The following is a 25288-nucleotide window of genomic DNA, read 5'->3' as shown; positions in this document are numbered from 1 at the left end:
TCGCGAGCAAGCTCGCTCCCACAGGTTTTGTATCCTGGCATCAGGTTTGGCGTTGGAAGGCGTAGTCCCGTTCGACCTTGCACACCCTCGTATGGCAATGGGTATACCAGGTGGAGCGGCCGCGCTCGCGGATCGCGCTGTGTTCAGGATGCTGCTTCCAGGCCAGGATTGCAGCTTCATCGCTCCAATAGGACACGGTAATCCCCAAACCATCGTCGCCACGGGCTGATTCGACGCCTAAAAATCCGGGCTGCTCCCGGGCAAGGGCCAGCATGCGTTCGGCGGCTTCGGCGTAGCCTTGGTCCCCCTCGGTGCGCAGGGAGGTGAATATCACCGCGTAGTAGTGGGCGCTCATGACGCTTTCCTGGCGCAGGCTTCGACAAACGCACTGACCAGCGGCGGCACGCGCCCTTCCAGTGCGGCACGTTCGGGCTGAAACAGCGTGGCGACAAAGAACGGATGGTCTTGCAGCTCCACCGCTCGCAGGCCGCCGGCCGAGTCCCGGGCCACGGCGTGCAGGCGTTGATTGAGCAAGTCCTCTTCAAAGTCCGGGTTGACCCCGAAGCGGCAATGGTAGCCCTCGAATACCCTCTGGCGACCATAGGCCTTGGCAATCAACGAGCCCGCATCGAGCTGCAGGCTGTCGATGGTTTCGACCAAGGCACAGCTCAGCGGCGTCAGCAGTGCCCGTTCAGCCTCTGGATCGGTTTCGCCATGGGCGGCGTCGGCCCACCCCATCACGTTGCGGGCGTATTCCAGCACGGCATGTTGAAAACCACCGCAGGTGCCCAGGAAAGGGCAACGCTGTTCGCGGGCAAAACGAATCGCTTGCAAGGCGCCGGCTTCGTTTTGGTAGGGGCTGCCCGGTACGCACCAGATACCGTCGAAGTCCTCCAGCACTGCGTTGTCGGCGATGAGCGGCGTTGCCAGCCATTGGACGCGAATGTCATGGCCGGCTTGCCCAGCGGCCAGCTCAAGTGCGATGGGGATCGCGCGGTGAGCGGTGATGTGTGGGTCGTGGTCGCCGACCAGGGCGATGTGTAAAGGACGCTGTTTTTCCATGAGAGACTCGCCGCTTGTTGATTCCTGGTCGCCACTATAGATTGGCGTTCACGCAATCAATATTGGCGTTTATCCAAGTGATCAATGCAGCAGCGCACTATCGTCTGGACTATCCCGACCTGTCCCTGATCCTCGCGCTGGTCCGTGGTGGCTCACTGGCTCGGGCCGCGCGGCTGCTGCAGGTGGACGTGTCCACGGTGTTTCGTTCGGTACGTCGGCTGGAGGCGGCCCTGGGCCAGCCCTTGTTCGAAAAAAGCCGTTCCGGGTACTTGCCCACGAGCCTGGCCCAGGCACTGGCCGAGCAAGCCGAGCGCGCCGAACAGGCCTTGGAGGCGGCGCGGGTAGGCGTGGAGCAGGGCGGCGCGGTCATCAGCGGGACGGTACGCCTGACGTGCAGCGACTCGGTCCTGCAAGCATTGCTGCTACCTGCGCTGGCGCGTTTCATGCCTGCTTACCCGGCGTTGACCCTTGAGCTGAGCACCTCGAACGACTTCGCCAACCTGAGCCGCCGCGATGCCGACATTGCGTTACGCCTGACCCGTACGCCGCCGGAACACCTGGTCGGTCGAAAGCTGGGCAACGTGGCTTACCGGGTATGTGCCAGTGCCACGTATCTGCGCTCGGTGGATGTGGATGACCTGGCTTCCATGACCTGGATCGCACCGGACGATTTCCTCCCGGATCACCCCACCGTAGCCTGGCGCCGCCAGCGTCTACCCGGCGTGGTGCCCGCCTATCGCTGCAACAGCATGCTCTCGGTCACCGAACTGGTGCGAGCCGGCTTGGGTGTGGCGGCGCTGCCGGACTTTCTGATCGATGAACACCAGGGCCTGATGCCCCTTGGCGAACCGCTGGAGGGGTATGACACAGCCCTGTGGCTCCTGACCCGCCCCGACTGCCGGGCCTTGCGCTCGGTGGTGACCTTGTTCGATGAGCTGGGGCGCAATCTGCGCGGGCGCTGAGTTTTAACGGCGAGGGCATACATGGCTCAATGGATGGCGCTTCCCCAACGGTTATAGTGCCTTGAGCACCAGCCCTTGGCCGAGAACATCACGATGACGAAGTCTTCCCAACCCACACCTTCCGCGCCCGTTGACCACCTGCGTTTTCACCGCCCTCACGCGCATCTGGCGCCGACCTTTGGCAATGACCGTTTTGCGCTGAGAGCGGAGGCGTTCGCGCGTTTTTTCGGGACGCCGATGTTCCTCGGCGCGCAAACCTTGATCGTGCTGCTATGGATCAGCCTGAACCTGGTGGGGGTCTTTCATTTCGATGCCTACCCATTCATCTTGCTGAACCTGGCGTTCAGCCTGCAGTCGGCCTATGCCGCGCCGCTGATTTTGCTGGCGCAAACCCGCCAGGCCGCTCGGGACAAAGCCCAGGCGGAAGCCGATGCCCTGCATCGTGAAGCCTTGGCCATCGCCAACAGCGAGCGCCAGGCCCAGGCCGCGCAGAATACGGCGCAGTTGCTCGAATTGTTGGAGCAGAACACCCGCCTGACGGAAATGACCAAGGCATTGACCGAGCGTATCGACAACTTGACCACTGAAATGCACCAGAAGGTCGTGCATAACCCGTCGGTGCAGTAGCCCTTCATTCCGGGATTTCTTGATCAGGTTTGGTAACGGCTCAGGAACATGTCGAGGGCCGATTCGATCACCTGGGCCTGCTCATCCTGAGTCAGGCTGGGTTGCCCCATCGAAACCTGCGGCCAGAAGGCGAACGTCTTGAGCAGCCCGTGCATTTGCTGGGCGGCAAATGCCGGCTCCACGGGTTTCAACCGGCCATCGGCCTGGGCTTGGCGAATCCAGGTCGTCAGGCCTTCTTCCCGCTGGCCCATGCGCGACACCATGTCCTGGGCTCGCTCGGGGGAATGAATGGTGGCGGCGATGGCGATGCGCGCCAGGTCGAGGAAGTTCTCGTCCGCCAGCATGTGCAGTTTGGCTTGCAGCAACGTTTGCAGTTGCTCCCGCAGCGGCTTTTGCGAGCTGTAGGGCATGTCCTGCTCTGCGGTAATGCTGTTCCATAACCGATTCAGAATTTCGGCAAACAATTCTTCCTTGCTCGGAAAATGGTTATACACCGTGCGCTTCGATACGCCGGCAGTCGCCGCGATCTTGTCCATGCTGGTGATCTCGAAACCGCTGCTACGGAATTCAGCAATCGCGGCCTGGAGAATGGCTTCGCGTTTTCGCTCGGTAAGGCGCTGCGGTACGGTCATGGGCAATTCGTCGGTTGAGATGAGAGAACTTACACTCGGCAGTTTACTTGCTCCCGGGATTCATGCAATCTAGAAACTACACCGGGTGGTGTAGTTTTGAGTCAAGCGGCTGAGCGTGCATGCAACGGCCATCCAGCGTCCCACAACGGCGAAGCGCAATTGCGCCGACGCCCTTGGAGTTATCGCACCATGACCATTCCCTCTCTTTCGACCGACAATCCGTCCGCCCATGACGCATCCCGGCATGAACAGGGCAAGTATCGCAATCATGCCTTCACCCCTAGGGAAGGTTTTGGCACTACCCTGCGCATCATCTGGAACATGATCTTCCACAAGCCGCGCACCACTCGGCCTTCGGGCGCCATCGAGGTTCAAGCGCTGACGCGCGCCGCGCTGCTGGCGGCGCCGAACAACAGTGTATTCCGTCTCGGCCATTCCACCCTATTGCTCAAGCTGCGGGATAAATTCTGGCTGACAGACCCGGTGTTCGCCGAGCGCGCCTCACCCGTGCAATGGGCCGGCCCGAAGCGTTTTCATCAGCCGCCCATCAGCCTGGAAGAATTGCCGCCGATCGAGGCGGTGATCCTGTCCCATGACCATTACGACCACCTCGATCATCAGGCCATCCTCAAGCTGGCGGCCAAGACCCGCCACTTCCTGGCGCCCCTTGGCGTGGGCGACACCCTGATCAAATGGGGCGTTGACGCCAACAAGGTGCGTCAACTGGATTGGTGGCAAAGTACCGAGGTGGACGGTATCGAGTTCGTTGCCACGCCCTCCCAGCACTTTTCCGGGCGCGGCCTGTTTGACAGCAACAGCACCTTGTGGGCCTCGTGGGTGATGATCGACGGCGCTACGCGAATTTTCTTCAGCGGCGACACTGGCTACTTCGAGGGTTTCAAACGCATCGGCGAGCGATATGGTCCCTTTGACCTGACGCTGATGGAAACCGGCGCCTATGACGTCGATTGGCCCCACGTCCACATGCAGCCAGAGCAGACCCTACAGGCTCATATCGATCTCAAGGGCCGTTGGCTGCTGCCGATCCACAACGGTACGTTCGACCTGGCGATGCATGCCTGGTATGAACCCTTCGACCGCATCCTGGCCCTGGCCTGGGAACGCAATGTTCACATTGCCACGCCGCAAATGGGCGAAGCATTCACCCTGACGCAGCCGCAACGTGGCCGCGCCTGGTGGCTGGACGTGGAACCCTCGGCGTACCAGGACCAGGCCGGTATCGCCTAGCACTCACAGGATTGGCGTTATTCAATCATGGCGTAATCGGAGCGCCCCATCGGGTCCGGCGTCGCGCCCTTGATGTTCATGCCGCGCCCCGGTGCGAAGCCGGGGAAGAACACCAGGCCCTCGGCCTCCAGGCGAAACGCCAGGGCCAGGCGAGTCACATCGAGCAACTCGCCGCCGGCCTCGAAGCGGCGGATGGCCTGGACCGAGACGCCGGATTGGCGGGACAGCTCCTCGACACTCCAACCCAGCATGGCTCGCGCCTGTGCACTGTGAGCAGGGGTGAATTGATAGACAGCGATGCGTTCCAGGGTGGTTTTGATTGCGAGAGAGGCCATGGGGGGCTCCAAAGCTGTGGGATTAAAAAATACTGTGTTTTTGTACAGTTGTTTTGAATCCCGATCAATCTCATTTTTTTGATCAATGACCGGCGGTCTTCTCCAGCCAGGCGCTCGGGGCGTGACCCAGTACGCGACGAAACATCGTAGAGAATGCCGCGGGGCTGTCGTAGCCCAGGTCCAGGGCGATTCGGGTCACTGAATGGCCGACGGCCAACCGGGACAATGCCGACATCACGCAGGCTTGTTGTCGCCATTGGCTGAAACTTAACCCGGTTTGCTGGCTGAACAGGCGATTGAACGAGCGCAAGCTGATAGGCAACTGCGCCGCCCATTGCAGGGGCGAGACGTGGGCGTCCGGGTGTTTCAGAAATGCCTGGCACAGGTCGAGCAGGCGCGGGTCTTGGGGCAGTGGAAGGTGCAGGGGCAGATGGGTGCTGCGCAGCAACTCGTGCAGCAGCAGATCGATCAGCGCACCATCGCGTCCAGCCTCGTCGTAGTTCAGTGCAAGCTCCACGGCTTCCATCAGCAACTGGCGCATCAGCGGCGACACGCTGATGACCTGGCAACGGGCGTCCATGGCCGTTACCGCAGCCGGTTCGATATACAAACTTCGCGTGCTGACGCCCAGCATCAGCACCTCATGGGCAACCCCGGGCGGGATCCACACTGCCCGTTGCGGCGGTACCACCCAATTGCCGTCTGCCGTGCTGACCTGCATGACTCCGGTGGCGCCGTAGAGCAACTGCGCCCGCCGGTGGGTATGGCGCGGCAATCGATGACCGTCGGGATAATCCGTGCCGATAGCCACTACTGGCCGTGGCGTGTCGTCCAGCAGGTCAATCGAAACATTGCGCATCGAGCGGTATCCAGCGATTGGCGTAAACACAAACATTATTGGCCTACTTGCTGAGGCAGGCCAAGCCCCATCGCTCTATCGTCGGCCTCTCTCAATTTATGGATGCTGCGCGATGTTCTACCTCTTGCTGGCACTTTTCGGCTGCATGACTGGCGTCACCGCCGTGTTGTTCGGCTTCGGCGGCGGATTTGTCGTGGTGCCCTTGCTATACCGCATGCTCACCGCCAGCCACGGCGCTGACGACCCTATCGGCCGATCGGCGATGCACATCGCCGTGGCCACCTCGACCTGCGTGATGATCGTCAACGCGCTGATCGCCACCGCCAAGCATCACCGCGCCGGTAACCTCATTCGCCACTACGTGTGGCCGTTGGGCGGCTTCATCGGCCTGGGCGCTATCGTTGGAGCCGTTGCCGCGATGTGGGCGAGTAGCGAAGTCATTCGCTATGCCTTCATCGTTTACCTGGGCGTGACCATTCTGGACTGTTTGTTCAGACGCGGTTTTCTGACCCAGTCTGACGCTGTAGTCCCACGGCGGTTGGGTAGGGCAGAGGTCTCGGCAGGCGGAATCAGCATCGGCGCCATCGCCACTTTTCTAGGCGTGGGTGGCAGCGTCATGACGGTGCCGTTATTGCGTCGTTGCGGGCTGAACATGTCGCGCGCGACGTCCATGGCTAACCCGCTGAGTTTGCCGGTTGCGGTGGCCGGGACGCTGACTTACATGGCCATGGCCGGGTTTATCGAGTTTGATTTGGGGCCGTGGTTTGTGGGGTATGTGGATTTGCAGGCGTTTGCGGTTTTGACACTGGGCTCGTTAGTGGGGATTCGATTAGCTACGCCATGGATCGGGCGGATACCGGATCGATTTCACGCCGGGGTTTATATCGGATTGTTGATCGTCGTGATGTTGGGCATATCGGTGCGGTAAGTTGCTGCGTGGCATTGCTCAACATTTTGTGGGAGAGGGGGGCATATCGATTCTATGAGGCTGATTCGTCATACTTCGCGCCACTCATTTCGTGAGCTGACGCTCGCTTTTTCCAGGAAGATTCCATGTTCAAAGGACTGTTGCTCCTCGCATCCAGCGCCGTGTGCCTTATCGCGCTCTGTTCGACAGCCAGTGCCGATGGTGGTAGTGGCGTCTTTACCGGCACCTTGGGCAAGATGCCGATTGTGCTGGGACTCAACACTGCTCAAGAGGACGAGGTCATCGGTCGTTATTTCTATGAGAAATACCATCGTGACTTGGGATTGAGCGGCTCGCTGCAAGGAAAGACCCTGACGATGGTCGAGGGCGGTACCCGTTACGACGACGGCCAATCGCTGCCAACCCTGACGCTGCAAAAAACGGCCAACGGCTGGCAGGGTGAATGGAAAAGTCTCAAGGGCAAAGTTCTGCCCGTGCAGTTGACCGAGGCCAGGCTCCCGGCACCTGGGGCTGATCTTTCCCCCGTTATCGCTGAGCTGCAAAAAAGTGATCCTTATGAGTATCTCCGCCTGCAAGGCTTGAAACTCAAGCCGGGCAAGAAAGAATCTTTCATGGGGCATGACTTGCAATGGTGGACGGAGCCAGATTCCGGTATTTCCATGTTCAGCGTCGAGTCCGGCTACTCGAAAGACGAACTACAACGGGTCAATCGGCAATTGTTGGGACGGCTCTGGACCGAAGTCATCAGCTACCACGGCTGTCTGTTGCAGGGCGCGGATAATGCCGAGTTCGACCAAGGCGTCGCGCCCAAATTCCTATCGCCCGATGTGATCAGCCTGAACATTTCCACAAGTTACTACTGCGGCGGCGTGCATCCGGATTTTGGCAATTCGCCGCTCAATCTCGATGCTCACACCGGCCACAGTTTGTCGCTGGAAGATGTGCTCTGGGTTGGCACAGGCAAGCCACCGCTGTACGCCGGCCACAACGACGCGGGTGATGTTCCGTTGACCGATGAAGAGAGCCAGGCGCGATACACTTACCAACGCGAGGTATTCGCGCCATGGCTGATCAAGCAACTCACCACGCTGTACCCCGACGAGATGCTGAAGCCAGCGGATGAAGACAGCTGCGACTACACCGATGAAGGCGTCTGGGGATATTCCAATTGGTACTTCACTGAAAAAGGTTTGTACCTGGGACCGTTCTTCGTCCGCGCGCAACGCGTTTGTGATGACCCCGGCTGGTCGGTGCTGCCGTACGCAGTCGTAAAACAACACCCCGGTGCGGTCAAACTTCAATTGCCCGGGACTGGTGACTAACCCTCAGCCAACCCGGGCGCTTCCCGAATAACGAAGTGATCCAGGTTCTCGATATTGGCACTGAACACCCCGAACGTCTGTTCGGGGTTCTTCTTGCTCGGTACCTGTTTCAACTCCGGCGTCACGCCATAAAAGAAGCAATACAACGGCGCGTCACTGTCGACGGCATGCTTGATCTCTTCCAGGAACGCTTTGCGCTTGCGGTAGTTATCGATCAGCTTCTTGCTCAGGTAAACGTTGACCGAGTAAGGCTTCTTCTTCGCCTCGTCCGGTTGCTTGAACCAGACCTTGGGTTCGAAATCGATGCGAAAGCTTTGCGTGTAATCCTTGATCTCCTTGATCTTGCCCCAGTAAATCAAGCCCTTGTTGTCCTGCAAATACTCGATCTTCTTGAAGAACGATCCATAGGGCGCCGTGTGCTCGCCAATCTTCAACAGCTTGCGCTTGAGCAGGTCCTTGTCCGCGAAGTTCGACACAAAACACTCCACCGGGTGGGCAAAGACACTGGTCTTGTCGGGTGTCGAATCATGGGCGCAATGAACGTCATCACCGTGGGACGATAGGGTAGGCGACGTAGGCCGAGTCGCTGCTTCAACGTCCTTCGACGGATCGGACGGCTTGCGTACGTACTGACGCCGAGTCAGCAACAGCTCCGACGGAAAATGCTCTTCACGGTCGTCATCCGTTTCCGCTTCGCCACTCTCTACACCCAACCCCGGCGTTTTCGGACTGACGTAAGGGCAGCCCTCGATATGCTGGGTCGTTGGCTGATTCTTGAAATGTGGCGTGCGGATGTAATTGACGTTCTTGGCGTTGAACGTCGTCAGCCGATTGTCCTCATCAAACGCCACCCGACAGGCATCGTTGGGGCACTGAAAGCGCTCCTTGGCCGAATCGAAGGCCATGGTCTCGTCGAAATTCAGATCCCGAACGTCATAGATCGAAAGCTTGGCATCAAGGCTGAGGCAGTAGGCGGTATCGAATTTCATCGGGGCTCGGGTCCATGAGAGGAAGTGTATTAATACCGAAGGACGCGGCGGGCTGCACCCAAAGTTTCAACACACCACAAACCCCCTGTGGGAGCGAGCTTGCTCGCGATTCCCAAAACCAACCCAACCATCAAGCCTGCCACCCACCTGCGCCCTGACACCAACCTGTGGCGAGGGAGCTTGCTCCCGCTGGGCGTGAAGCGGCCCCTTTTACGGTCCCAGATTTGATCGTTCCCACGCTCTGCGTGGGAATGCATCCCGTGACGCTCTGCGTCACCTTCCAGAAGCGGAACGCGGAGCGTCCCTGGCGACATTCCCACGCAGGAGCGTGGGAACGATCGATATGTATTTTCAGCCTTAAAATGTTCCATGAGAGCTTGCTCCCGCTGGGCTGCGCAGCAGCCCCAATTCAATATTCCCAACAAAAAACCGCCGCCCTAACACGGACGACGGCTTCCGATTGATTCTCAAAACCCTCGCAAAACCCGAGAAGCTTTCCGCCACCAGGATTCATGCTGGCTAAACGGATCATCCACCAGCACCGCGGGCATATCCCGCAAGCGAATCCATGGTTCATCCTGCCAGTGCAGAGCATCATCCGGCGCTGGTCAGGGTCAAGCTTGCGGGTCATGCGTTCATCGAGGTGCTTGCTCATAAAACGCCCCAAATCCGAGGCGCTGAACCAAGCTTGGTTTTCAACCAAGAGGGTATGCAGATGGAGGTTGTGACGGGTGAAAACCGCCGGAATGTAAGCATCAGGCATGATGGGGCTCCGAGGTATACGGAGAGCAGAGCAGCGTTCTTGTGGGCATAACCACCTCTACGTTCGAAGGTTAGCGGCGCGAGCCCGACGTAGAGGATGTAAGAAAAATCCCAACTAGCTATTTTCTCCACACAGAGTTGCAAATGTCCTTAGACAGTACGCGGTTCTATGTTTGGCGATTAGCTACTACGTTGGGCGTTTCTTAGGCACCTGCGACTAAGATAGGTAACGAGACGATACGGCGTCAATGCGGAAAGATTCTGAGTTTTTCGTAGGGTAAAGGTAGTGTGCCGGTCCCAGAGTTAAACGCAGTTTTGGTCCTGTAGAAATACAAAAACCCCGTTTTCACGGGGTTTTTAGTTACGCGTGGAGCCTAGGATTTTTCTTTCAAATCAATCCCAGCTCAAAGCCCCACCCGTCTGATACTCAATCACGCGCGTCTCAAAGAAGTTCTTCTCTTTCTTCAAGTCCATGATCTCGCTCATCCAAGGGAACGGGTTAGTCGTCCCTGGATATTCTTCCTTAAGACCAATCTGCGACAGGCGACGGTTAGCGATGAACTTGAGGTAGTCCTCCATCATCGCCGCGTTCATGCCCAACACGCCGCGAGGCATGGTGTCACGGGCGTATTCGATCTCCAGTTGGGTCCCTTGCAGGATCATCTGGGTCGCTTCTTCCTTCATCTCGGCATCCCACAGGTGTGGGTTTTCGATTTTGATCTGGTTGATCACGTCGATGCCGAAGTTCAGGTGCATGGATTCGTCGCGCAGGATGTACTGGAACTGTTCGGCGACGCCGGTCATTTTGTTGCGGCGGCCCATGGAGAGGATCTGGGTGAAGCCGCAGTAGAAGAAGATGCCTTCCAGGACGCAGTAGTAAGCGATCAGGTTGCGCAGCAGCTCTTTGTCGGTGTCCGGGGTGCCGGTTTCGAACTTCGGATCGGAGATCGAACGGGTGTATTTCAGGCCCCAGGCGGCTTTTTTCGCGACCGATGGGATCTCGTGGTACATGTTGAAGATTTCGCCTTCATCCATGGCCAGCGATTCGATGCAGTACTGGTAGGCGTGGGTGTGGATCGCCTCTTCGAACGCCTGGCGCAGGATGTACTGGCGGCATTCCGGGTTGGTGATCAGGCGGTACACGGCCAGGACCAGGTTGTTGGCAACCAGGGAGTCGGCGGTGGAGAAGAAGCCCAGGTTGCGCATCACGATGCGGCGCTCGTCGTCGGTCAGGCCTTCCGGGTCTTTCCAGAGGGCGATGTCGGCGGTCATGTTGACTTCTTGCGGCATCCAGTGGTTTGCGCAGCCGTCCAGGTACTTCTGCCAGGCCCAGTCGTATTTGAACGGCACGAGCTGGTTGAGGTCGGCGCGGCAGTTGATCATGCGCTTTTCATCGACGGCGACACGGGCGGCGGCGCCTTCGAGTTCGGCGAGGCCTTCGGCGACGTCGAGTTTGTCGAGGGCGGCCTTGGCGCGAATGATCGCGGCCGAGTCGCTGGCTGTCACGGCCCGCGCTTCGAGGGCGGCGGCACCGCCAGCGCTGTCGAGGCGGTCCATGTTGGCTTCAGAAGCGTGGCCGGCGTTGGCGCCTTTTACAGCGACTTCGCCGCTGTCTTCTTTGTCGAATTCGTCCCAGCTCAGCATGACGTGTCGTCTCCTGCGTGAGGGCCAGATGCCCGATGAAGGCCTACTGGCCGCGGTGGATCTTGGAAAAATCGTTTGTTGCAGCAGCTGACGCAGGCAATAAACAGAAAAATGTACGGGTCATTCCGGAGCGGCTGTGAACGCGAGGAGGTGATTGGCCTCTGCGTGGGCTCCAGGCTGGCGTGATCCCCTGTAAGGGAATATTGCAGGCCCGTTTAAGGCGGCATTATAAGGACTTTTTTGCCTACGTGCTGCGGCGAAATAGCTCACAGAAGGGGTAGCGGGTGGTATATCCGCGTGGGAGCGAGGGTTTACAAGGCTTTGGCCGCTGAAGATTTTTTTTGCATGGATCGTATCGCGGTTTTTTTTGATCAAAAAACGAGCGTTTTTTGCAGGTTTGCACTACATGTTGTGTTTTCGGAGGGGTTTAAGCGGTTCTAGACACAACCAGGCCCGATCGAAACCGGGCCGTGGAAAATGTCAGTAATGATCAACCGATGCAGGCTGAACGGGTGCGATCGTAGCCATCGGCGGCAACGGTAGCAGAGCCGGTGCGGTCGTAGCCGTCTTGCGCGACAGTGGCGGAGCCGGTGTGGTCGTAGCCGTCTTCAGCGACGGCGCTACCGGTGCGATCAAACCCGTCGGCGGCGAAGGTATTGGCGGCCAGTACGGACAGGGTCAGGGCCAGGATCAGATGGGTTTTCATGGTGGTTGCTCCAAATTCCTTTATCAAGTCAGTCAGCCGTTGGAGCAGCCGTTGCCCATGACGCTGTAGCGCAGGATGTGGCGTTGGCCCTTGGAATCGTCGTACTCCATCTTCGCCGGGACCACTTCGCAGACGTTCGGGATGGCGCTCATGGAGATGACTTTGGCGATGTCCAGGTGGATGGAGTAGGTGTACTCCTCAATGGCCGGTTTTTGCTGTGCAACATCGGTCGGGAGCTCGTCTGCCATCGCGGTGGCGCACAGGCTGCCGAGGACCAGAACCCATAAAGCTTTCATCTGTATTTCACCTTTTTTGAGGTCGAGTGGGGTCACGCAACCTTTTTGGGGTTGCGTGTGGAGCTGATGTTGGAAGTTGGATTAACGGCCTTCGTGGGGGCTGTGTTGCGCTAATCGTGTTTGCCGGTTGGCGAGGTGGATTTTAGAAGGTGAGGGTGGGGGTAAACAGACTCGGTTTTGATAAACACTGTTGGTTGATCTGGTAATAATCGCTGCAGGAAGCGGTGGCTGTCTGTTACATCTGTGTTGGACTTACCGCCGTCTTCGCGAGCAAGCCCGCTCCCACAGGGGATCTGTGTCGGACACAAAATAGGTGTTCACTGAAATTCAACTGTGGGAGCGGGCTTGCTCGCGAAAGCGGTGTGCCAGTCAATATCAATGCAAGCTGATCCACCGCCATCGCGAGCAAGCTCGGCTCCCACTAGTACCGACATTTTGTAGGGACTTGTTACTACCATCGTCGAATGGTTCTATAGGCCCGCCCCGGGCTACAACGGGATCATACAAAAACAACTATTCACCGAGGTAAGAAAGATGAGTGCGGCTTCTGTGTATCCCGTTCGTCCCGAGGTTGCGGCCAATACGCTGACTGACGAGGCGACCTACAAGGCCATGTACCAGCAGTCGGTCGTCAACCCGGACGGCTTCTGGCGCGAGCAGGCCAAGCGCCTCGATTGGATCAAGCCTTTCACCACGGTGAAGCAGACGTCCTTCGACGATCACCACGTCGACATCAAGTGGTTCGCCGACGGCACCCTGAACGTTTCCTACAACTGCCTCGACCGTCACCTGGCCGAGCGCGGCGATCAGATTGCGATTATCTGGGAGGGCGATGACCCTGCCGAGAGCCGCAACATCACCTATCGCGAGCTGCATGAAGAAGTCTGCAAGTTCGCCAACGCCCTGCGCGGCCAAGACGTGCACCGCGGCGATGTGGTGACCATCTACATGCCGATGATCCCTGAAGCCGTGGTCGCGATGCTGGCCTGCGCGCGGATCGGTGCGATTCACTCGGTGGTGTTCGGCGGTTTCTCGCCTGAAGCGCTGGCCGGTCGGATCATCGACTGCAAATCCAAAGTGGTGATCACCGCCGACGAAGGCGTTCGCGCCGGCAAGAAGATCCCGCTCAAGGCCAACGTCGATGACGCGCTGACCAACCCGGAAACCAGCAGCATCCAGAAAGTCATCGTCTGCAAGCGCACCGGTGGCGGCATCAAGTGGAACCAGCACCGCGACATCTGGTACGAAGACCTGATGAAGGTGGCCGGCACCGTTTGTGCGCCGAAGGAAATGGGTGCCGAGGAAGCGCTGTTCATCCTCTACACCTCCGGTTCCACCGGTAAGCCCAAGGGCGTGCAGCACACCACGGCCGGCTACTTGCTGTACGCGGCGCTGACCCATGAGCGAGTGTTCGACTACAAGCCGGGCGAGGTGTACTGGTGCACCGCCGACGTGGGTTGGGTCACTGGCCACAGCTATATCGTCTACGGCCCGCTGGCCAATGGCGCGACCACGCTGCTGTTCGAAGGCGTACCGAACTACCCGGACATCACCCGGGTGGCCAAGGTCATCGATAAGCACAAGGTCAACATCCTCTACACCGCGCCGACCGCGATCCGCGCGATGATGGCCTCGGGCACCGCCGCCGTCGAAGGTGCTGACGGCAGCAGCCTGCGCCTGTTGGGTTCGGTGGGTGAGCCAATCAACCCGGAAGCCTGGGGCTGGTACTACAAGAATGTCGGCAAGGAACGCTGCCCTATCGTCGACACCTGGTGGCAGACCGAAACCGGTGGCGTGCTGATCAGCCCACTGCCAGGCGCCACGGCATTGAAGCCAGGTTCGGCCACGCGTCCGTTCTTCGGTGTGGTGCCGGCGTTGGTGGACAACCTGGGCAACCTGATCGAAGGCGCCGCCGAAGGCAACCTGGTGATCCTCGATTCGTGGCCAGGCCAGGCGCGTACGCTGTACGGCGACCATGACCGTTTTGTCGACACCTACTTCAAGACTTTCAGTGGTATGTACTTCACCGGCGACGGCGCTCGTCGCGACGAGGATGGCTACTACTGGATCACCGGTCGGGTGGATGACGTGCTCAACGTGTCCGGTCACCGCATGGGCACGGCCGAGATCGAGAGCGCCATGGTCGCCCACCCGAAAGTCGCCGAAGCGGCGGTGGTCGGTGTGCCGCACGACATCAAGGGGCAGGGCATCTATGTCTATGTCACCCTCAATGCCGGCGAAGAAACCAGCGAGGCCCTGCGCCTGGAACTGAAGAACTGGGTGCGCAAGGAGATCGGTCCGATTGCTTCGCCGGATGTGATCCAGTGGGCGCCGGGGCTGCCAAAAACCCGCTCTGGCAAGATCATGCGCCGCATCCTGCGCAAGATCGCCACGGCGGAGTACGACGGGTTGGGTGATATCTCCACCCTGGCCGACCCGGGTGTGGTGGCGCACCTGATCGAGACGCACAAGACCATGAACGTTGCCTGAGGGTAACCCGTAAAACCGAAAAGCCCCGCCCGGCAGTGCCGAGCGGGGCTTTTTTATGAGGCTTTTGTGGGAGCAAGGCTTGCCCGCGATGAAGGCGATGCGGTCTTGCAGAAATCGAGGCGTCTGTTTCGCGAGCAAGCTTTGCTCCCACAAAGCCTTGTTTCTAAACCTCTGCGCCGGGATAAGTCCTCTGCCAAAGTGTTTTGTGTTCGGCTGGCATGGTCTGCGAATAAATATCGGCGTTTAAAGTAGGAAGTGTCTGAACGTTACCGGTGTTTCGAAATGTGTAACAAAAGGCGCCACAACGGGGCGATGTGAAACGCCAAGCCCCGCTACAGGGCGCTTCCAGGCCTCTCCAAAAATAAGCCGACACGCTGTGCTTGCCGGATTAGAAGGGTTTGCGAATAATGGGCCCGCTATTTGCAGCATAGATCGGTTTCCCTTCTTTTGCTCGTGCATGAATTTGCGGGGCTGTCAATGCGCTCGAACCGCTTTCTCGGTGCTTCTGTAATTTGTTGTCGCATTGAAGAAATATCGGCTTCGGGCCTGTCGTTAGAATGCCGATCACTCGCTCGTCGTGGCTCGTGTTGAATAAAACGTGAGCTTCCTAGGACGCAGCACCAAAGTTCGTTTCACCCATTCGCATATTGGGCTGTTGCTCACTCTGCCGTTTTTGCCCTTTACCGATGGAGTCCCAAGATGAAGAAACTTGTGCTGCTTGGCGCCCTGGCACTGTCCGTGCTGTCCCTGCCAACCTTCGCTGATGAGAAGCCCCTGAAGATTGGTATCGAAGCGGCTTACCCTCCGTTCGCCTCGAAAGCCCCGGATGGCAGCATCGTCGGTTTCGACTACGACATCGGCAATGCGCTGTGCGAAGAGATGAAGGTCAAGTGCGTGTGGGTCGAGCAAGAGTTCGACGGCCTGATCCCGGCGCTCAAGGTCCGCAAGATCGACGCGATCCTGTCGTCCATGTCGATCACCGAAGATCGCAAGAAATCGGTTGATTTCACCAACAAGTACTACAACACCCCGGCCCGTCTGGTGATGAAGGCCGGTACCCAGGTCAGCGACAACCTGGCCGAGCTCAAGGGCAAGAACATCGGCGTGCAACGTGGTTCGATCCACGAGCGTTTCGCCCGTGAAGTGCTGGCTCCGCTGGGTGCCGAGATCAAGCCATACGGTTCGCAGAACGAGATTTACCTGGACGTGTCCGCCGGCCGCCTCGACGGCACCGTGGCAGACGCTACGCTGTTGGATGACGGCTTCCTCAAGACCGACGCCGGCAAAGGCTTCGCATTTGTAGGCCCAGCCTTTACCGACGAGAAATACTTCGGCGACGGTATCGGTATCGCGGTTCGCAAGGGCGATGCCCTGAAGGACAAGATCAACACAGCGATCACCGCCATCCGCGCGAACGGCAAGTACAAGCAAATCCAGGACAAATACTTCGCTTTCGACATCTACGGCAAGTAACGACGTCCCGCCACTCGTGCGAAATGGCGCAAGCAACAGGATCTCTGCGGTTTGCGCCATTTTTTCATCCCACTTTCGAGGACCTGAATCATGTTGAAAGGCTACGGGGCTGTCATCCTCGATGGCGCATGGTTGACGCTTGAGCTCGCCTTGTCGTCCATGGCCCTGGCCATCGTCCTGGGGTTGATCGGCGTTGCGTTGCGCCTCTCTCCGGTGCGCTGGCTGGCGTGGCTGGGCGACTTGTATTCCACGGTCATTCGCGGCATTCCCGACCTGGTGCTGATCCTGCTGATTTTCTATGGCGGCCAGGACCTGCTCAACCGCGTGGCACCGATGCTCGGCTATGACGACTACATCGACCTGAACCCGCTGGCGGCCGGTATCGGCACCCTGGGCTTCATCTTCGGTGCCTACCTGTCGGAAACCTTCCGCGGCGCGTTCATGGCGATCCCCAAGGGGCAGGCCGAGGCCGGCATGGCGTACGGCATGAACGGGTTCCAGGTGTTCTTCCGGGTGCTGGTGCCGCAGATGATTCGCTTGGCGATTCCGGGTTTCACCAACAACTGGCTGGTGTTGACCAAGGCTACCGCGCTGATTTCGGTGGTGGGCCTGCAAGACATGATGTTCAAGGCCAAGCAGGCGGCGGATGCCACGCGCGAGCCTTTCACCTTCTTCCTCGCAGTGGCGGCGATGTACCTGGTGATCACCAGTGTCTCGTTGCTGGCGTTGCGTCACCTTGAGAAGCGCTACTCGGTAGGCGTAAGGGCGGCTGATCTATGATCTTCGACTACAACGTCATCTATGAAGCCTTGCCGCTGTATTTCAGTGGCTTGTTGACCACCCTGAAGCTGTTGGCCCTGTCGCTGTTCTTCGGCTTGCTGGCGGCGTTGCCCCTGGGGCTGATGCGGGTGTCCAAGCGGCCGGCGGTCAACATGACGGCCTGGCTTTACACCTACGTGATCCGCGGCACGCCGATGCTGGTCCAGCTGTTCCTGATCTACTACGGGCTGGCGCAGTTCGCGATCGTTCGCGAAAGCTTCCTCTGGCCGTGGCTGTCCAGTGCGACCTTCTGTGCGTGCCTGGCGTTCGCCATCAATACCAGCGCCTACACCGCCGAAATCATCGCCGGCAGCCTGCGGGCCACGCCCAACGGTGAGATCGAAGCGGCCAAGGCCATGGGCATGTCGCGCTACAAGCTGTATCGCCGGATCCTGCTGCCATCGGCCTTGCGTCGGGCGCTACCGCAATACAGCAACGAAGTGATCATGATGTTGCAGACCACCAGCCTGGCATCCATCGTGACCCTGATCGACATCACCGGTGCCGCGCGCACGGTGAACGCGCAGTACTACTTGCCGTTCGAGGCCTACATCACGGCCGGCGTTTTCTACCTGTGCCTGACCTTCATCCTGGTGCGCCTGTTCAAACTGGCCGAGCGCCGCTGGCTGGGTTACCTGGCCCCGCGCAAGCACTGATAACGCATCGATCCGATCGACTGCTCAACGACTGACGTTTTGTGAGAACCGACCGCATGTACAAGCTTGAAGTCCAAGACCTGCATAAACGCTATGGCAGTCACGAAGTGCTCAAGGGCGTGTCCCTGAAAGCCGCCGCTGGCGATGTGATCAGCATCATCGGCTCCAGTGGCTCCGGCAAGAGTACTTTCCTGCGTTGCATCAACCTGCTTGAGCAACCCCATGCGGGCAAGATCCTGCTCAACAATGAAGAGTTGAAGCTGGTCGCCGGCAAGGACGGCGCGTTGAAGGCCGCGGACCCCAAGCAACTGCAGCGCATGCGTTCGCGGTTGTCGATGGTGTTCCAGCATTTCAACCTGTGGTCCCACATGACTGCGCTGGAAAACATCATGGAAGCGCCGGTGCATGTACTGGGCGTGGCCAAGGCTGAAGCGCGGGAAAAGGCCGAGCACTACCTGAACAAGGTTGGCGTGGCCCATCGCAAGGATGCCTACCCGGGCCATATGTCCGGCGGCGAGCAGCAGCGTGTGGCGATTGCCCGTGCGCTGGCGATGGAACCGGAGGTGATGCTGTTCGACGAGCCGACCTCGGCTCTGGACCCGGAACTGGTAGGTGACGTGCTCAAGGTGATGCAGGCCCTGGCCCTGGAAGGCCGGACCATGGTGGTGGTGACCCACGAAATGGGCTTTGCCCGTGAAGTGTCGAACCAACTGGTGTTCTTGCACAAAGGCATCGTCGAAGAAAGCGGCAACCCGCGCGAAGTGCTGGTCAATCCGCAATCCGAGCGCCTGCAACAATTTCTTTCGGGCAGCCTCAAGTAATCGCTCCCGTGACGCACCTGATTTGGGTCATGCTGCGCACCGCGCGCCAGATGGTCTAATTTGGTTGCAGCCGCTTTTGGCTTTAACACTGTTTTCGCTTCGGATTGCCCGCCATGACTGCCCATCGAATAGGTTTCCTGATTTGGCCCAGCACTAAAGCCTTGACGCTGGCGCTGGCCGAGGAGGCCTTGCGTGTTGCTCAGCGGGTGCATCCGGATGTGGTCTACGAACTGTCGTTCTTGCAGGCCGAACCGCCGGCCGACGGCGCCTGGCAACTGCCGGGCGAGCCCTGGGCCGGCAAGCTCGAAGGCTTCCAGAAGCTGTTCCTGCTGGCCGATGAGCCACCGACTGCATTGGCCTCGCCCCTGAGCAGTGCCCTCAAGCAACTGGTGCGTGCCGGTTGTGTGATTGGCGGTTTGTCTGCCGGTGTCTATCCCTTGGCGCAATTGGGTTTGCTCGACGGTTACCGTGCCGCCGTGCACTGGCGCTGGCAGGACGATTTCTCCGAGCGCTTCCCCAAGGTCATCGCCACCAGCCATCTGTTTGACTGGGACCGCGATCGCCTGAGCGCTTGCGGCGGCATGTCGGTGCTCGACCTGTTGCTGGCGGTGCTGGCTCGCGATCACGGCGCGGAACTGGCCGGTGCGGTGTCGGAAGAATTGGTGGTCGAGCGCATTCGCGAGGGTGGCGAGCGTCAGCGCATCCCGTTGCAGAACCGCCTTGGCTCCAGCCATCCAAAGCTCACCCAGGCGGTGCTGCTGATGGAGGCCAACATCGAAGAGCCGCTGACCACCGACGAAATCGCCCAGCATGTCTGTGTATCCCGTCGGCAGCTGGAGCGGATCTTCAAGCAATACCTCAATCGCGTGCCTAGCCAGTATTACCTGGAGCTGCGCCTGAACAAGGCCCGGCAGATGCTGATGCAGACCAGCAAATCCATCATCCAGATCGGCCTGTCCTGCGGCTTCTCCTCAGGGCCGCACTTCTCCAGCGCCTACCGCAACTTCTTCGGCGCCACACCGCGGGAAGACCGCAACCAGCGACGCAGCAGCAGCCCGTTCGAATTGTCCTCGGTGCCGTCCGAGCGCGGCTAAGTGGAAAAACACGCTTCTGTGGGAGCAAGGCTTGCCCGCGATGCAGGCGATGCGGTCCTTGGTGAACCGAGGCGCCTGTATCGCGAGCAAGCTTTGCTCCCACAGATAAGTCCCCTCGCCACAAGTGTTTTGCATGGCCGAGGGAAATGTGGAAGCCAGCCCCTCAAATACACCGGCAACGTTTAAACTGCGCCTTTGCGACGCTATTTGTCGCATTGCCGTAAACCCGCGAAAAACGTGGGTTGGCGCTATAAGAAGTTGTCGCTTGGCGGCAAGGCCGGGCTGAAAACTGTCCTTACAATCCTTACCAAGCCCGCCAGTTCCAGGCGGGTGTTCCTCATCAGGAGACTCCGATGTCCGTTGAGCAAGCCGCGGTACAACGCGCCGATTTCGACCAGGTTATGGTTCCCAACTATGCACCTGCTGCCTTCATACCTGTGCGTGGCGCCGGTTCCCGCGTATGGGACCAATCCGGTCGTGAGTTGATCGACTTTGCTGGCGGTATCGCAGTCAACGTACTGGGCCATGCCCACCCGGCACTGGTCGGTGCACTGACCGAACAGGCCAACAAGCTGTGGCACGTGTCCAACGTCTTCACCAACGAGCCGGCCCTGCGCCTGGCCCATAAGTTGGTCAGCGCGACTTTTGCCGAGCGCGCGTTCTTCTGCAACTCCGGCGCCGAAGCCAACGAGGCCGCCTTCAAGCTGGCCCGTCGCGTCGCGTTCGATCGTTTCGGCAGCGAAAAATACGAAATCATCGCCGCACTCAATAGCTTCCACGGTCGTACCCTGTTCACCGTCAACGTCGGCGGGCAGTCGAAGTACTCCGACGGCTTCGGGCCTAAAATTACTGGCATCACCCACGTTCCTTACAACGACCTGGCCGCTTTGAAAGCCGCCATTTCGGACAAGACCTGCGCTGTGGTGCTGGAACCGATCCAGGGCGAGGGCGGTGTGCTGCCGGCCGAACTGGCCTACCTGCAAGGCGCCCGCGACCTGTGCGATGCCCACGACGCGCTGTTGGTGTTCGATGAAGTGCAGACCGGCATGGGCCGCAGCGGTCACCTGTTTGCCTATATGCATTACGGCGTGGTCCCGGACATCCTCACCAGCGCCAAGAGCCTGGGCGGTGGTTTCCCGATCGCGGCGATGCTCACCACCGAAGCGCTGGCCAAGCACCTGGTCGTCGGCACCCACGGCACCACTTATGGCGGTAACCCGCTGGCCTGCGCGGTGGCCGAAGCGGTGATCGATGTGGTCAATACCCCTGAAGTGCTCGCGGGTGTCAAAGCCAAGCATCACAAGTTCAAGGTTCGCCTGGAGCAGATCGGCGAGAAGTACGGCCTGTTCACCCAAGTGCGCGGCCTGGGCTTGCTGATCGGCTGCGTGCTGAACGACGCCTGGAAAGGCAAGGCCAAGGACATCTTCAACGCCGCCGAACAGGAAGGCCTGATGATCCTGCAAGCCGGCCCGGACGTGATTCGCTTTGCTCCGAGCCTGGTGGTGGAAGACGCCGACATCGACGAAGGCCTGGACCGCTTCGAGCGGGCTGCGGCGAAGTTGAGCCAAGCCTGATTTCAGACTTGACCGGCTCCATTGTGGGAGCCGGACTTATGTGGGTGCAGGTTTGTGGGAGCAAAGCTTGCTCGCGATGCGGGTTCCTCAGTTCACCAAGGACCGCGTCGCCTGCATCGCGGGCAAGCCTTGCTCCCACAAGCTTTGCTCCTACAAACCTGGTCCCATATTGAGTCGGTGGGGAGCAGGTCCGGTTTTTATTCTCTGTGTATCGACCTGACGGTCGAACCCTTTATTTCAAGTTAAGGAGTGACACCATGCTGGTGATGCGCCCCGCGCAAATGGCTGATCTGGGCGAGGTACAGCGTCTGGCTGCGGACAGTCCGATCGGTGTCACTTCCTTACCGGATGACGTGGAACGCCTGAGCGACAAGATCGCCGCAAGCGAAGCCTCGTTCGCCGCCGAAGTCAGTTTCAATGGCGAAGAGAGCTATTTCTTCGTCCTCGAAGACACCGCGACCGGCAAACTGGCGGGCTGTTCGGCCATCGTCGCTTCGGCCGGTTATTCCGAACCGTTCTACAGCTTTCGCAACGAGACCTTTGTTCACGCCTCCCGTGAACTGAAGATCCACAACAAGATCCACGTGCTCTCCCAGTGCCACGACCTGACTGGCAACAGCCTGCTGACCAGTTTCTACGTGGTGCCGGAACTGGTGGGCTCGCCATGGTCGGAACTCAATTCCCGCGGGCGTCTGCTGTTCGTCGCCAGCCACCCGGAACGGTTTGCCGATTCGGTGGTGACCGAGATCGTCGGCTACAGCGATGAGAATGGCGACTCGCCGTTCTGGGACGCCATCGGTCGCAACTTCTTCGACCTCAACTACGCCGCCGCCGAGCGTTTGTGCGGGCTGAAAAGCCGTACTTTCCTCGCCGAGCTGATGCCCCATTACCCGATCTACGTGCCGCTGTTGCCGGACGCCGCCCAGGAAGCCATGGGCCAGGTCCATCCGCGGGCGCAGATCACCTTCGACATCCTGATGCGCGAGGGTTTCGAGACCGATCACTACATCGACATCTTCGACGGTGGCCCGACCCTGCATGCTCGTGTCTCGGGCATCCGCTCGATTGCCCAGAGCCGCGTGGTGCCGGTCAAGATCGGCGAACCGGTCAAGGGTGCCGGCCGCCAATACCTGGTGGCCAATGCCCAATTGCAGGATTACCGCGCCGTGCTGCTCGATCTCGATTACGCGCCGGGCAAACCTGTGACGCTGGACATGGAAGCGGCCGAAGCCTTGGGCGTCGGCGAAGGCGCCAGCGTGCGTCTGGTAGCCGTTTAACGCTTTACCGCTGAGTTTCGCGGGTGGCGTGAGCGACCCGTTTGAGGAGATAGCATGATCGTTCGTCCCGTACGCAGCAGCGATTTACCCGCTCTGATCGCCCTGGCCCGCAGCACCGGCACCGGCCTGACCACCCTGCCGGCCAACGAAGAGCGCCTGGCCCATCGGGTCGGCTGGGCCGAGAAGACCTTTCGCGGCGAAGCCGGGCGCGGTGACGCGGACTACCTGTTCGTGCTCGAAGACGACGACGGTCGCGTGGTGGGCATCTCTGCCATCGCCGGCGCCGTGGGCCTGCGTGAGCCCTGGTACAACTTCCGGGTCGGCCTGACGGTCAGCGCGTCCCAGGAGTTGAACATCTATCGGGAAATCCCGACGCTGTTCCTGGCCAACGACCTGACCGGCAATTCCGAGCTGTGCTCGCTGTTTCTGCATGCCGATTTCCGCAGTGGTCTCAATGGCCGGATGCTGGCCAAGGCGCGGCTGTTGTTCATTGCCGAATTCCCACAGTTGTTCGGTAACAAGATCATCGCCGAGATGCGCGGCATGTCCGACGACAACGGTCGTTCGCCGTTCTGGGAAAGCCTGGGCCGGCACTTCTTCAAGATGGAATTCAGCCAGGCCGATTACCTCACCGGCGTGGGCAACAAGGCGTTCATCGCCGAGCTGATGCCCAAGTTTCCGCTGTACACCTGTTTCTTGTCCGAAGATGCCCGGGCCGTGATCGGCCAGGTTCATCCCGACACCGAGCCGGCGCTGTCGATGCTCAAGAGCGAAGGTTTCAGCTACCAGGGTTACGTCGACATCTTCGACGCCGGCCCGGCGGTTGAATGCGAAACCGGCAAGATCCGCGCGATTCGTGACAGCCAGGCGCTGGTGCTGGCCATCGGCACGCCGGGCGATGATGCCACGCCGTTCCTCATCCATAACCGCAAGCGCGAAGACTGCCGCATTACCGCCGCACCGGCGCGCTTTGCCGCCGGCACATTGGTGGTCGATCCGCTGACCGCCAAACGTCTTCAACTCAACGCCGGTGATCAGGTACGTGCCGTCGCGTTGTCTGCTGCCCGGGAGTCGAAATGATGAACTCGCTGTACATCGCAGGAAGCTGGCTGGAAGGCCAGGGCGACCTCTTTGAGTCGTTGAACCCGGTGACCCAGCAGGTATTGTGGTCGGGTAACGGCGCCACGGCGGCGCAAGTGGAGTCGGCGGTGCAGGCCGCGCGCCAGGCGTTCCCGGATTGGGCTCGGCGCTCGCTGGATGAACGCATCCAGGTGCTGGAAGCCTTTGCCGCTGCCCTGAAAAATCACGCGGACGAACTGGCCCAGTGCATCGGTGAAGAAACCGGCAAGCCGTTGTGGGAAGCGGCGACCGAAGTGACCAGCATGGTCAACAAAGTCGCCATTTCGGTGCAGAGTTACCGCGAGCGGACCGGCGAGAAGAGCGGCCCCCTGGGCGACGCCACCGCTGTATTGCGCCACAAGCCCCACGGTGTGGTGGCGGTGTTCGGTCCCTACAACTTCCCTGGTCATTTGCCCAACGGCCACATCGTGCCAGCGCTGCTGGCCGGCAACAGTGTGTTGTTCAAGCCGAGCGAGCTGACGCCGAAAGTCGCCGAGCTGACGGTCAAGTGCTGGGTCGAGGCTGGTCTGCCGGCGGGCGTACTGAACCTGCTGCAAGGGGCGCGGGAAACCGGCATCGCCCTGGCGGCGAACCCAGGCATCGATGGGCTGTTTTTCACCGGCTCCAGCCGCACTGGCAATCTGCTGCATCAACAATTTTCCGGACGCCCGGACAAGATCCTCGCGCTGGAAATGGGCGGTAACAACCCGCTGGTGGTGGATGAGGTGGCGGACGTCGATGCGGCGGTCTACACCATTATCCAGTCCGCCTTCATTTCCGCCGGGCAGCGTTGCACCTGTGCGCGCCGCCTGCTGGTGCCGGAAGGCGCCTGGGGTGATGCCTTGCTGGCGCGCCTGGTGGCGGTCAGCTCGACCCTTGAAGTCGGTGCCTTCGACCAGCAACCGGCACCGTTCATGGGTTCGGTGATTTCCCTGGCCGCGGCGAAGGCGCTGATGGATGCGCAAAACCATTTGCTGGGCAAAGGCGCGGTGCCGCTGTTGAGCATGACCCAACCGCAGGCCCAGGCCGCATTGCTGACGCCGGGTATCCTGGACGTGACGGCCGTGGCCGAGCGTCCTGATGAAGAGCTGTTCGGGCCGTTGCTGCAAGTGATCCGCTACAAAGATTTCGCAGCGGCAATCACCGAGGCCAACAATACGCAATATGGCCTGGCCGCCGGGTTGCTGTCCGATTCCCAGGCGCGTTACCAGCAGTTCTGGCTGCAAAGCCGCGCCGGTATCGTCAACTGGAACAAACAGCTGACCGGTGCCGCCAGCAGCGCGCCGTTCGGCGGTGTCGGCGCCTCGGGCAACCATCGCGCCAGCGCTTATTACGCGGCCGATTATTGCGCTTATCCGGTGGCTTCCCTGGAGACACCAAGCCTTGTGATGCCGGCTGCCCTCACTCCCGGTGTGCGCATGTCTTGAGACCGCCATCGCGGGCAAGCCTTGCTCCCACAGGAGTTATGCCAAATCTGTGAGAGCAAGCCTTGCTCCCACAGGAGTTATGCCAAATCTGTGAGAGCAAGCCTTGCTCCCACAGGAGTTATGCAAAACCTGTGGGAGCAAGGCTTGCCCGCGATAGCCGTGACTC

General features: G+C 59.8%; 24 protein-coding genes and 1 pseudogene. 15 read left to right on the top strand and 10 right to left on the bottom strand.

The features are described 5' to 3' along the window. Nucleotides 1-40: 40 nt before the first annotated feature. Both CFII68_RS03950 and CFII68_RS03955 read right to left on the bottom strand, forming a co-directional pair. Complete coding sequence (locus CFII68_RS03950) at nucleotides 41-355, bottom strand: antibiotic biosynthesis monooxygenase (RefSeq protein ID WP_018612696.1); 315 nt, start codon at nucleotides 353-355, stop codon at nucleotides 41-43. Beyond that, the gene (locus CFII68_RS03955; RefSeq protein ID WP_018612694.1) at nucleotides 352-1062 is read right to left on the bottom strand and encodes a CTP synthase; all 711 of its coding nucleotides are present in this window, start codon (nucleotides 1060-1062) and stop codon (nucleotides 352-354) included. The genes CFII68_RS03950 and CFII68_RS03955 overlap by 4 nt, the downstream gene beginning before the upstream one ends. Nucleotides 1063-1076: 14 nt before the next feature. Here CFII68_RS03955 and CFII68_RS03960 point away from each other — a divergent pair, with 14 nt between their 5' ends. Continuing rightward, entirely contained in the window at nucleotides 1077-2024 is a 948-nt protein-coding gene (locus CFII68_RS03960) for a LysR family transcriptional regulator (RefSeq protein ID WP_033062882.1), read from the top strand. Nucleotides 2025-2117: 93 nt separating this feature from the next. Then, nucleotides 2118-2651, top strand: a complete 534-nt coding sequence (locus CFII68_RS03965) for a DUF1003 domain-containing protein (RefSeq protein ID WP_033062884.1) — start codon at nucleotides 2118-2120, stop codon at nucleotides 2649-2651. A gap of 23 nt (nucleotides 2652-2674) precedes the next feature. Here the strand turns inward: CFII68_RS03965 and CFII68_RS03970 are convergent, their stop codons facing one another. Then, entirely contained in the window at nucleotides 2675-3283 is a 609-nt protein-coding gene (locus CFII68_RS03970; RefSeq protein WP_018612685.1) for a TetR/AcrR family transcriptional regulator, read from the bottom strand. Nucleotides 3284-3472: 189 nt separating this feature from the next. On the opposite strand from CFII68_RS03970, the gene CFII68_RS03975 reads away from it, so the two are divergent. Beyond that, on the top strand, nucleotides 3473-4531 hold the full coding sequence (locus tag CFII68_RS03975; protein ID WP_018612683.1) for an MBL fold metallo-hydrolase: 1059 nt from the start codon (nucleotides 3473-3475) through the stop codon (nucleotides 4529-4531). Nucleotides 4532-4548: 17 nt separating this feature from the next. Here the strand turns inward: CFII68_RS03975 and CFII68_RS03980 are convergent, their stop codons facing one another. Further along, on the bottom strand, nucleotides 4549-4866 hold the full coding sequence (locus tag CFII68_RS03980) for a helix-turn-helix transcriptional regulator (protein WP_003204826.1): 318 nt from the start codon (nucleotides 4864-4866) through the stop codon (nucleotides 4549-4551). 82 nt (nucleotides 4867-4948) lie between these two features. Beyond that, the gene (locus tag CFII68_RS03985) at nucleotides 4949-5725 is read right to left on the bottom strand and encodes a helix-turn-helix domain-containing protein (RefSeq protein ID WP_018612678.1); all 777 of its coding nucleotides are present in this window, start codon (nucleotides 5723-5725) and stop codon (nucleotides 4949-4951) included. Nucleotides 5726-5837: 112 nt separating this feature from the next. Here CFII68_RS03985 and CFII68_RS03990 point away from each other — a divergent pair, with 112 nt between their 5' ends. After that, nucleotides 5838-6653, top strand: coding sequence for a sulfite exporter TauE/SafE family protein (locus tag CFII68_RS03990; protein ID WP_018612676.1), 816 nt, complete (start codon nucleotides 5838-5840; stop codon nucleotides 6651-6653). A gap of 125 nt (nucleotides 6654-6778) precedes the next feature. Continuing rightward, nucleotides 6779-7975: an RsiV family protein gene (locus tag CFII68_RS03995; RefSeq protein WP_018612674.1), complete on the top strand. Its 1197-nt coding sequence runs from the start codon at nucleotides 6779-6781 to the stop codon at nucleotides 7973-7975. On the opposite strand, the gene CFII68_RS04000 is transcribed toward CFII68_RS03995, so the two are convergent. The 5 genes and pseudogenes from CFII68_RS04000 to CFII68_RS04020 all read right to left on the bottom strand — a co-directional run bounded on the left by CFII68_RS04000 (nucleotide 7972) and on the right by CFII68_RS04020 (nucleotide 12372). Beyond that, a complete protein-coding gene (locus CFII68_RS04000; protein ID WP_018612672.1) occupies nucleotides 7972-8964 on the bottom strand; it encodes a hypothetical protein in 993 nt (330 codons plus the stop codon). The two genes, CFII68_RS03995 and CFII68_RS04000, sit on opposite strands and share 4 nt — an antisense overlap. A 467-nt stretch (nucleotides 8965-9431) precedes the next feature. Further along, nucleotides 9432-9727 (bottom strand): annotated as a pseudogene (locus tag CFII68_RS04005) (hypothetical protein). Nucleotides 9728-10119: 392 nt separating this feature from the next. Next, nucleotides 10120-11370, bottom strand: coding sequence for a ribonucleotide-diphosphate reductase subunit beta (locus CFII68_RS04010; RefSeq protein WP_018612669.1), 1251 nt, complete (start codon nucleotides 11368-11370; stop codon nucleotides 10120-10122). 490 nt (nucleotides 11371-11860) lie between these two features. Continuing rightward, a complete protein-coding gene (locus tag CFII68_RS04015) occupies nucleotides 11861-12076 on the bottom strand; it encodes a hypothetical protein (protein WP_018612668.1) in 216 nt (71 codons plus the stop codon). A gap of 32 nt (nucleotides 12077-12108) precedes the next feature. After that, nucleotides 12109-12372 carry a DUF2790 domain-containing protein gene (locus tag CFII68_RS04020; protein WP_018612667.1) on the bottom strand — a complete coding sequence of 88 codons (264 nt, stop codon included), beginning with the start codon at nucleotides 12370-12372 and terminating at the stop codon, nucleotides 12109-12111. A 534-nt stretch (nucleotides 12373-12906) separates the two neighbouring features. Between CFII68_RS04020 and acs the strand changes: the two genes are divergently transcribed. From acs to astD, 10 genes are all read left to right on the top strand, one after another. Further along, nucleotides 12907-14862, top strand: coding sequence for an acetate--CoA ligase (gene acs / locus CFII68_RS04025; protein ID WP_018612666.1), 1956 nt, complete (start codon nucleotides 12907-12909; stop codon nucleotides 14860-14862). A 699-nt stretch (nucleotides 14863-15561) separates the two neighbouring features. Next, nucleotides 15562-16335 (top strand): ABC transporter substrate-binding protein, encoded by a 774-nt coding sequence (locus tag CFII68_RS04030; protein WP_018612665.1) that lies wholly within the window; start codon nucleotides 15562-15564, stop codon nucleotides 16333-16335. 90 nt (nucleotides 16336-16425) lie between these two features. After that, nucleotides 16426-17115, top strand: a complete 690-nt coding sequence (locus CFII68_RS04035) for an ABC transporter permease (protein WP_014339811.1) — start codon at nucleotides 16426-16428, stop codon at nucleotides 17113-17115. Next, entirely contained in the window at nucleotides 17112-17810 is a 699-nt protein-coding gene (locus CFII68_RS04040) for an ABC transporter permease (RefSeq protein ID WP_018612664.1), read from the top strand. Before CFII68_RS04035 ends, CFII68_RS04040 begins: the two co-directional genes overlap by 4 nt. A 56-nt stretch (nucleotides 17811-17866) precedes the next feature. Continuing rightward, nucleotides 17867-18631: an ABC transporter ATP-binding protein gene (locus tag CFII68_RS04045; RefSeq protein WP_018612663.1), complete on the top strand. Its 765-nt coding sequence runs from the start codon at nucleotides 17867-17869 to the stop codon at nucleotides 18629-18631. A 113-nt stretch (nucleotides 18632-18744) separates the two neighbouring features. Beyond that, complete coding sequence (locus CFII68_RS04050) at nucleotides 18745-19725, top strand: GlxA family transcriptional regulator (protein WP_018612661.1); 981 nt, start codon at nucleotides 18745-18747, stop codon at nucleotides 19723-19725. Between the two features lie 353 nt (nucleotides 19726-20078). Then, nucleotides 20079-21299, top strand: a complete 1221-nt coding sequence (locus tag CFII68_RS04055) for an aspartate aminotransferase family protein (protein WP_018612660.1) — start codon at nucleotides 20079-20081, stop codon at nucleotides 21297-21299. Nucleotides 21300-21556: 257 nt separating this feature from the next. After that, nucleotides 21557-22576: an arginine/ornithine succinyltransferase subunit alpha gene (aruF, locus tag CFII68_RS04060; RefSeq protein ID WP_018612659.1), complete on the top strand. Its 1020-nt coding sequence runs from the start codon at nucleotides 21557-21559 to the stop codon at nucleotides 22574-22576. A gap of 54 nt (nucleotides 22577-22630) precedes the next feature. After that, nucleotides 22631-23656, top strand: coding sequence for an arginine N-succinyltransferase (gene astA / locus CFII68_RS04065; protein ID WP_018612658.1), 1026 nt, complete (start codon nucleotides 22631-22633; stop codon nucleotides 23654-23656). Then, nucleotides 23653-25122 (top strand): succinylglutamate-semialdehyde dehydrogenase, encoded by a 1470-nt coding sequence (gene astD / locus CFII68_RS04070; RefSeq protein ID WP_177325059.1) that lies wholly within the window; start codon nucleotides 23653-23655, stop codon nucleotides 25120-25122. Before astA ends, astD begins: the two co-directional genes overlap by 4 nt. Nucleotides 25123-25288 lie beyond the last annotated feature (166 nt).

It is taken from the genome of Pseudomonas sp. CFII68 (assembly GCF_000416195.1).
GTDB lineage: Bacteria > Pseudomonadota > Gammaproteobacteria > Pseudomonadales > Pseudomonadaceae > Aquipseudomonas > Aquipseudomonas kilonensis.
The sequence above is the reverse complement of the archived record's forward strand: the minus strand, read 5'-3'. Positions and strand labels throughout refer to the sequence as shown.

Bases quoted from the DNA above. Each gene is read 5' to 3' on its own strand.
- CFII68_RS03950 (WP_018612696.1), bottom strand. From the start codon at position 355: ATGAGCGCCCACTACTACGCGGTGATATTCACCTCCCTGCGCACCGAG.
- CFII68_RS03955 (WP_018612694.1), bottom strand. From the start codon at position 1,062: ATGGAAAAACAGCGTCCTTTACACATCGCCCTGGTCGGCGACCACGAC.
- CFII68_RS03965 (WP_033062884.1), top strand. From the start codon at position 2,118: ATGACGAAGTCTTCCCAACCCACACCTTCCGCGCCCGTTGACCACCTG.
- CFII68_RS03970 (WP_018612685.1), bottom strand. From the start codon at position 3,283: ATGACCGTACCGCAGCGCCTTACCGAGCGAAAACGCGAAGCCATTCTC.
- CFII68_RS03975 (WP_018612683.1), top strand. From the start codon at position 3,473: ATGACCATTCCCTCTCTTTCGACCGACAATCCGTCCGCCCATGACGCA.
- CFII68_RS03980 (WP_003204826.1), bottom strand. From the start codon at position 4,866: ATGGCCTCTCTCGCAATCAAAACCACCCTGGAACGCATCGCTGTCTAT.
- CFII68_RS03985 (WP_018612678.1), bottom strand. From the start codon at position 5,725: ATGCGCAATGTTTCGATTGACCTGCTGGACGACACGCCACGGCCAGTA.
- CFII68_RS03990 (WP_018612676.1), top strand. From the start codon at position 5,838: ATGTTCTACCTCTTGCTGGCACTTTTCGGCTGCATGACTGGCGTCACC.
- CFII68_RS03995 (WP_018612674.1), top strand. From the start codon at position 6,779: ATGTTCAAAGGACTGTTGCTCCTCGCATCCAGCGCCGTGTGCCTTATC.
- CFII68_RS04000 (WP_018612672.1), bottom strand. From the start codon at position 8,964: ATGAAATTCGATACCGCCTACTGCCTCAGCCTTGATGCCAAGCTTTCG.
- CFII68_RS04010 (WP_018612669.1), bottom strand. From the start codon at position 11,370: ATGCTGAGCTGGGACGAATTCGACAAAGAAGACAGCGGCGAAGTCGCT.
- CFII68_RS04015 (WP_018612668.1), bottom strand. From the start codon at position 12,076: ATGAAAACCCATCTGATCCTGGCCCTGACCCTGTCCGTACTGGCCGCC.
- CFII68_RS04020 (WP_018612667.1), bottom strand. From the start codon at position 12,372: ATGAAAGCTTTATGGGTTCTGGTCCTCGGCAGCCTGTGCGCCACCGCG.
- acs (WP_018612666.1), top strand. From the start codon at position 12,907: ATGAGTGCGGCTTCTGTGTATCCCGTTCGTCCCGAGGTTGCGGCCAAT.
- CFII68_RS04030 (WP_018612665.1), top strand. From the start codon at position 15,562: ATGAAGAAACTTGTGCTGCTTGGCGCCCTGGCACTGTCCGTGCTGTCC.
- CFII68_RS04035 (WP_014339811.1), top strand. From the start codon at position 16,426: ATGTTGAAAGGCTACGGGGCTGTCATCCTCGATGGCGCATGGTTGACG.
- CFII68_RS04040 (WP_018612664.1), top strand. From the start codon at position 17,112: ATGATCTTCGACTACAACGTCATCTATGAAGCCTTGCCGCTGTATTTC.
- CFII68_RS04045 (WP_018612663.1), top strand. From the start codon at position 17,867: ATGTACAAGCTTGAAGTCCAAGACCTGCATAAACGCTATGGCAGTCAC.
- CFII68_RS04050 (WP_018612661.1), top strand. From the start codon at position 18,745: ATGACTGCCCATCGAATAGGTTTCCTGATTTGGCCCAGCACTAAAGCC.
- CFII68_RS04055 (WP_018612660.1), top strand. From the start codon at position 20,079: ATGTCCGTTGAGCAAGCCGCGGTACAACGCGCCGATTTCGACCAGGTT.
- aruF (WP_018612659.1), top strand. From the start codon at position 21,557: ATGCTGGTGATGCGCCCCGCGCAAATGGCTGATCTGGGCGAGGTACAG.
- astA (WP_018612658.1), top strand. From the start codon at position 22,631: ATGATCGTTCGTCCCGTACGCAGCAGCGATTTACCCGCTCTGATCGCC.
- astD (WP_177325059.1), top strand. From the start codon at position 23,653: ATGATGAACTCGCTGTACATCGCAGGAAGCTGGCTGGAAGGCCAGGGC.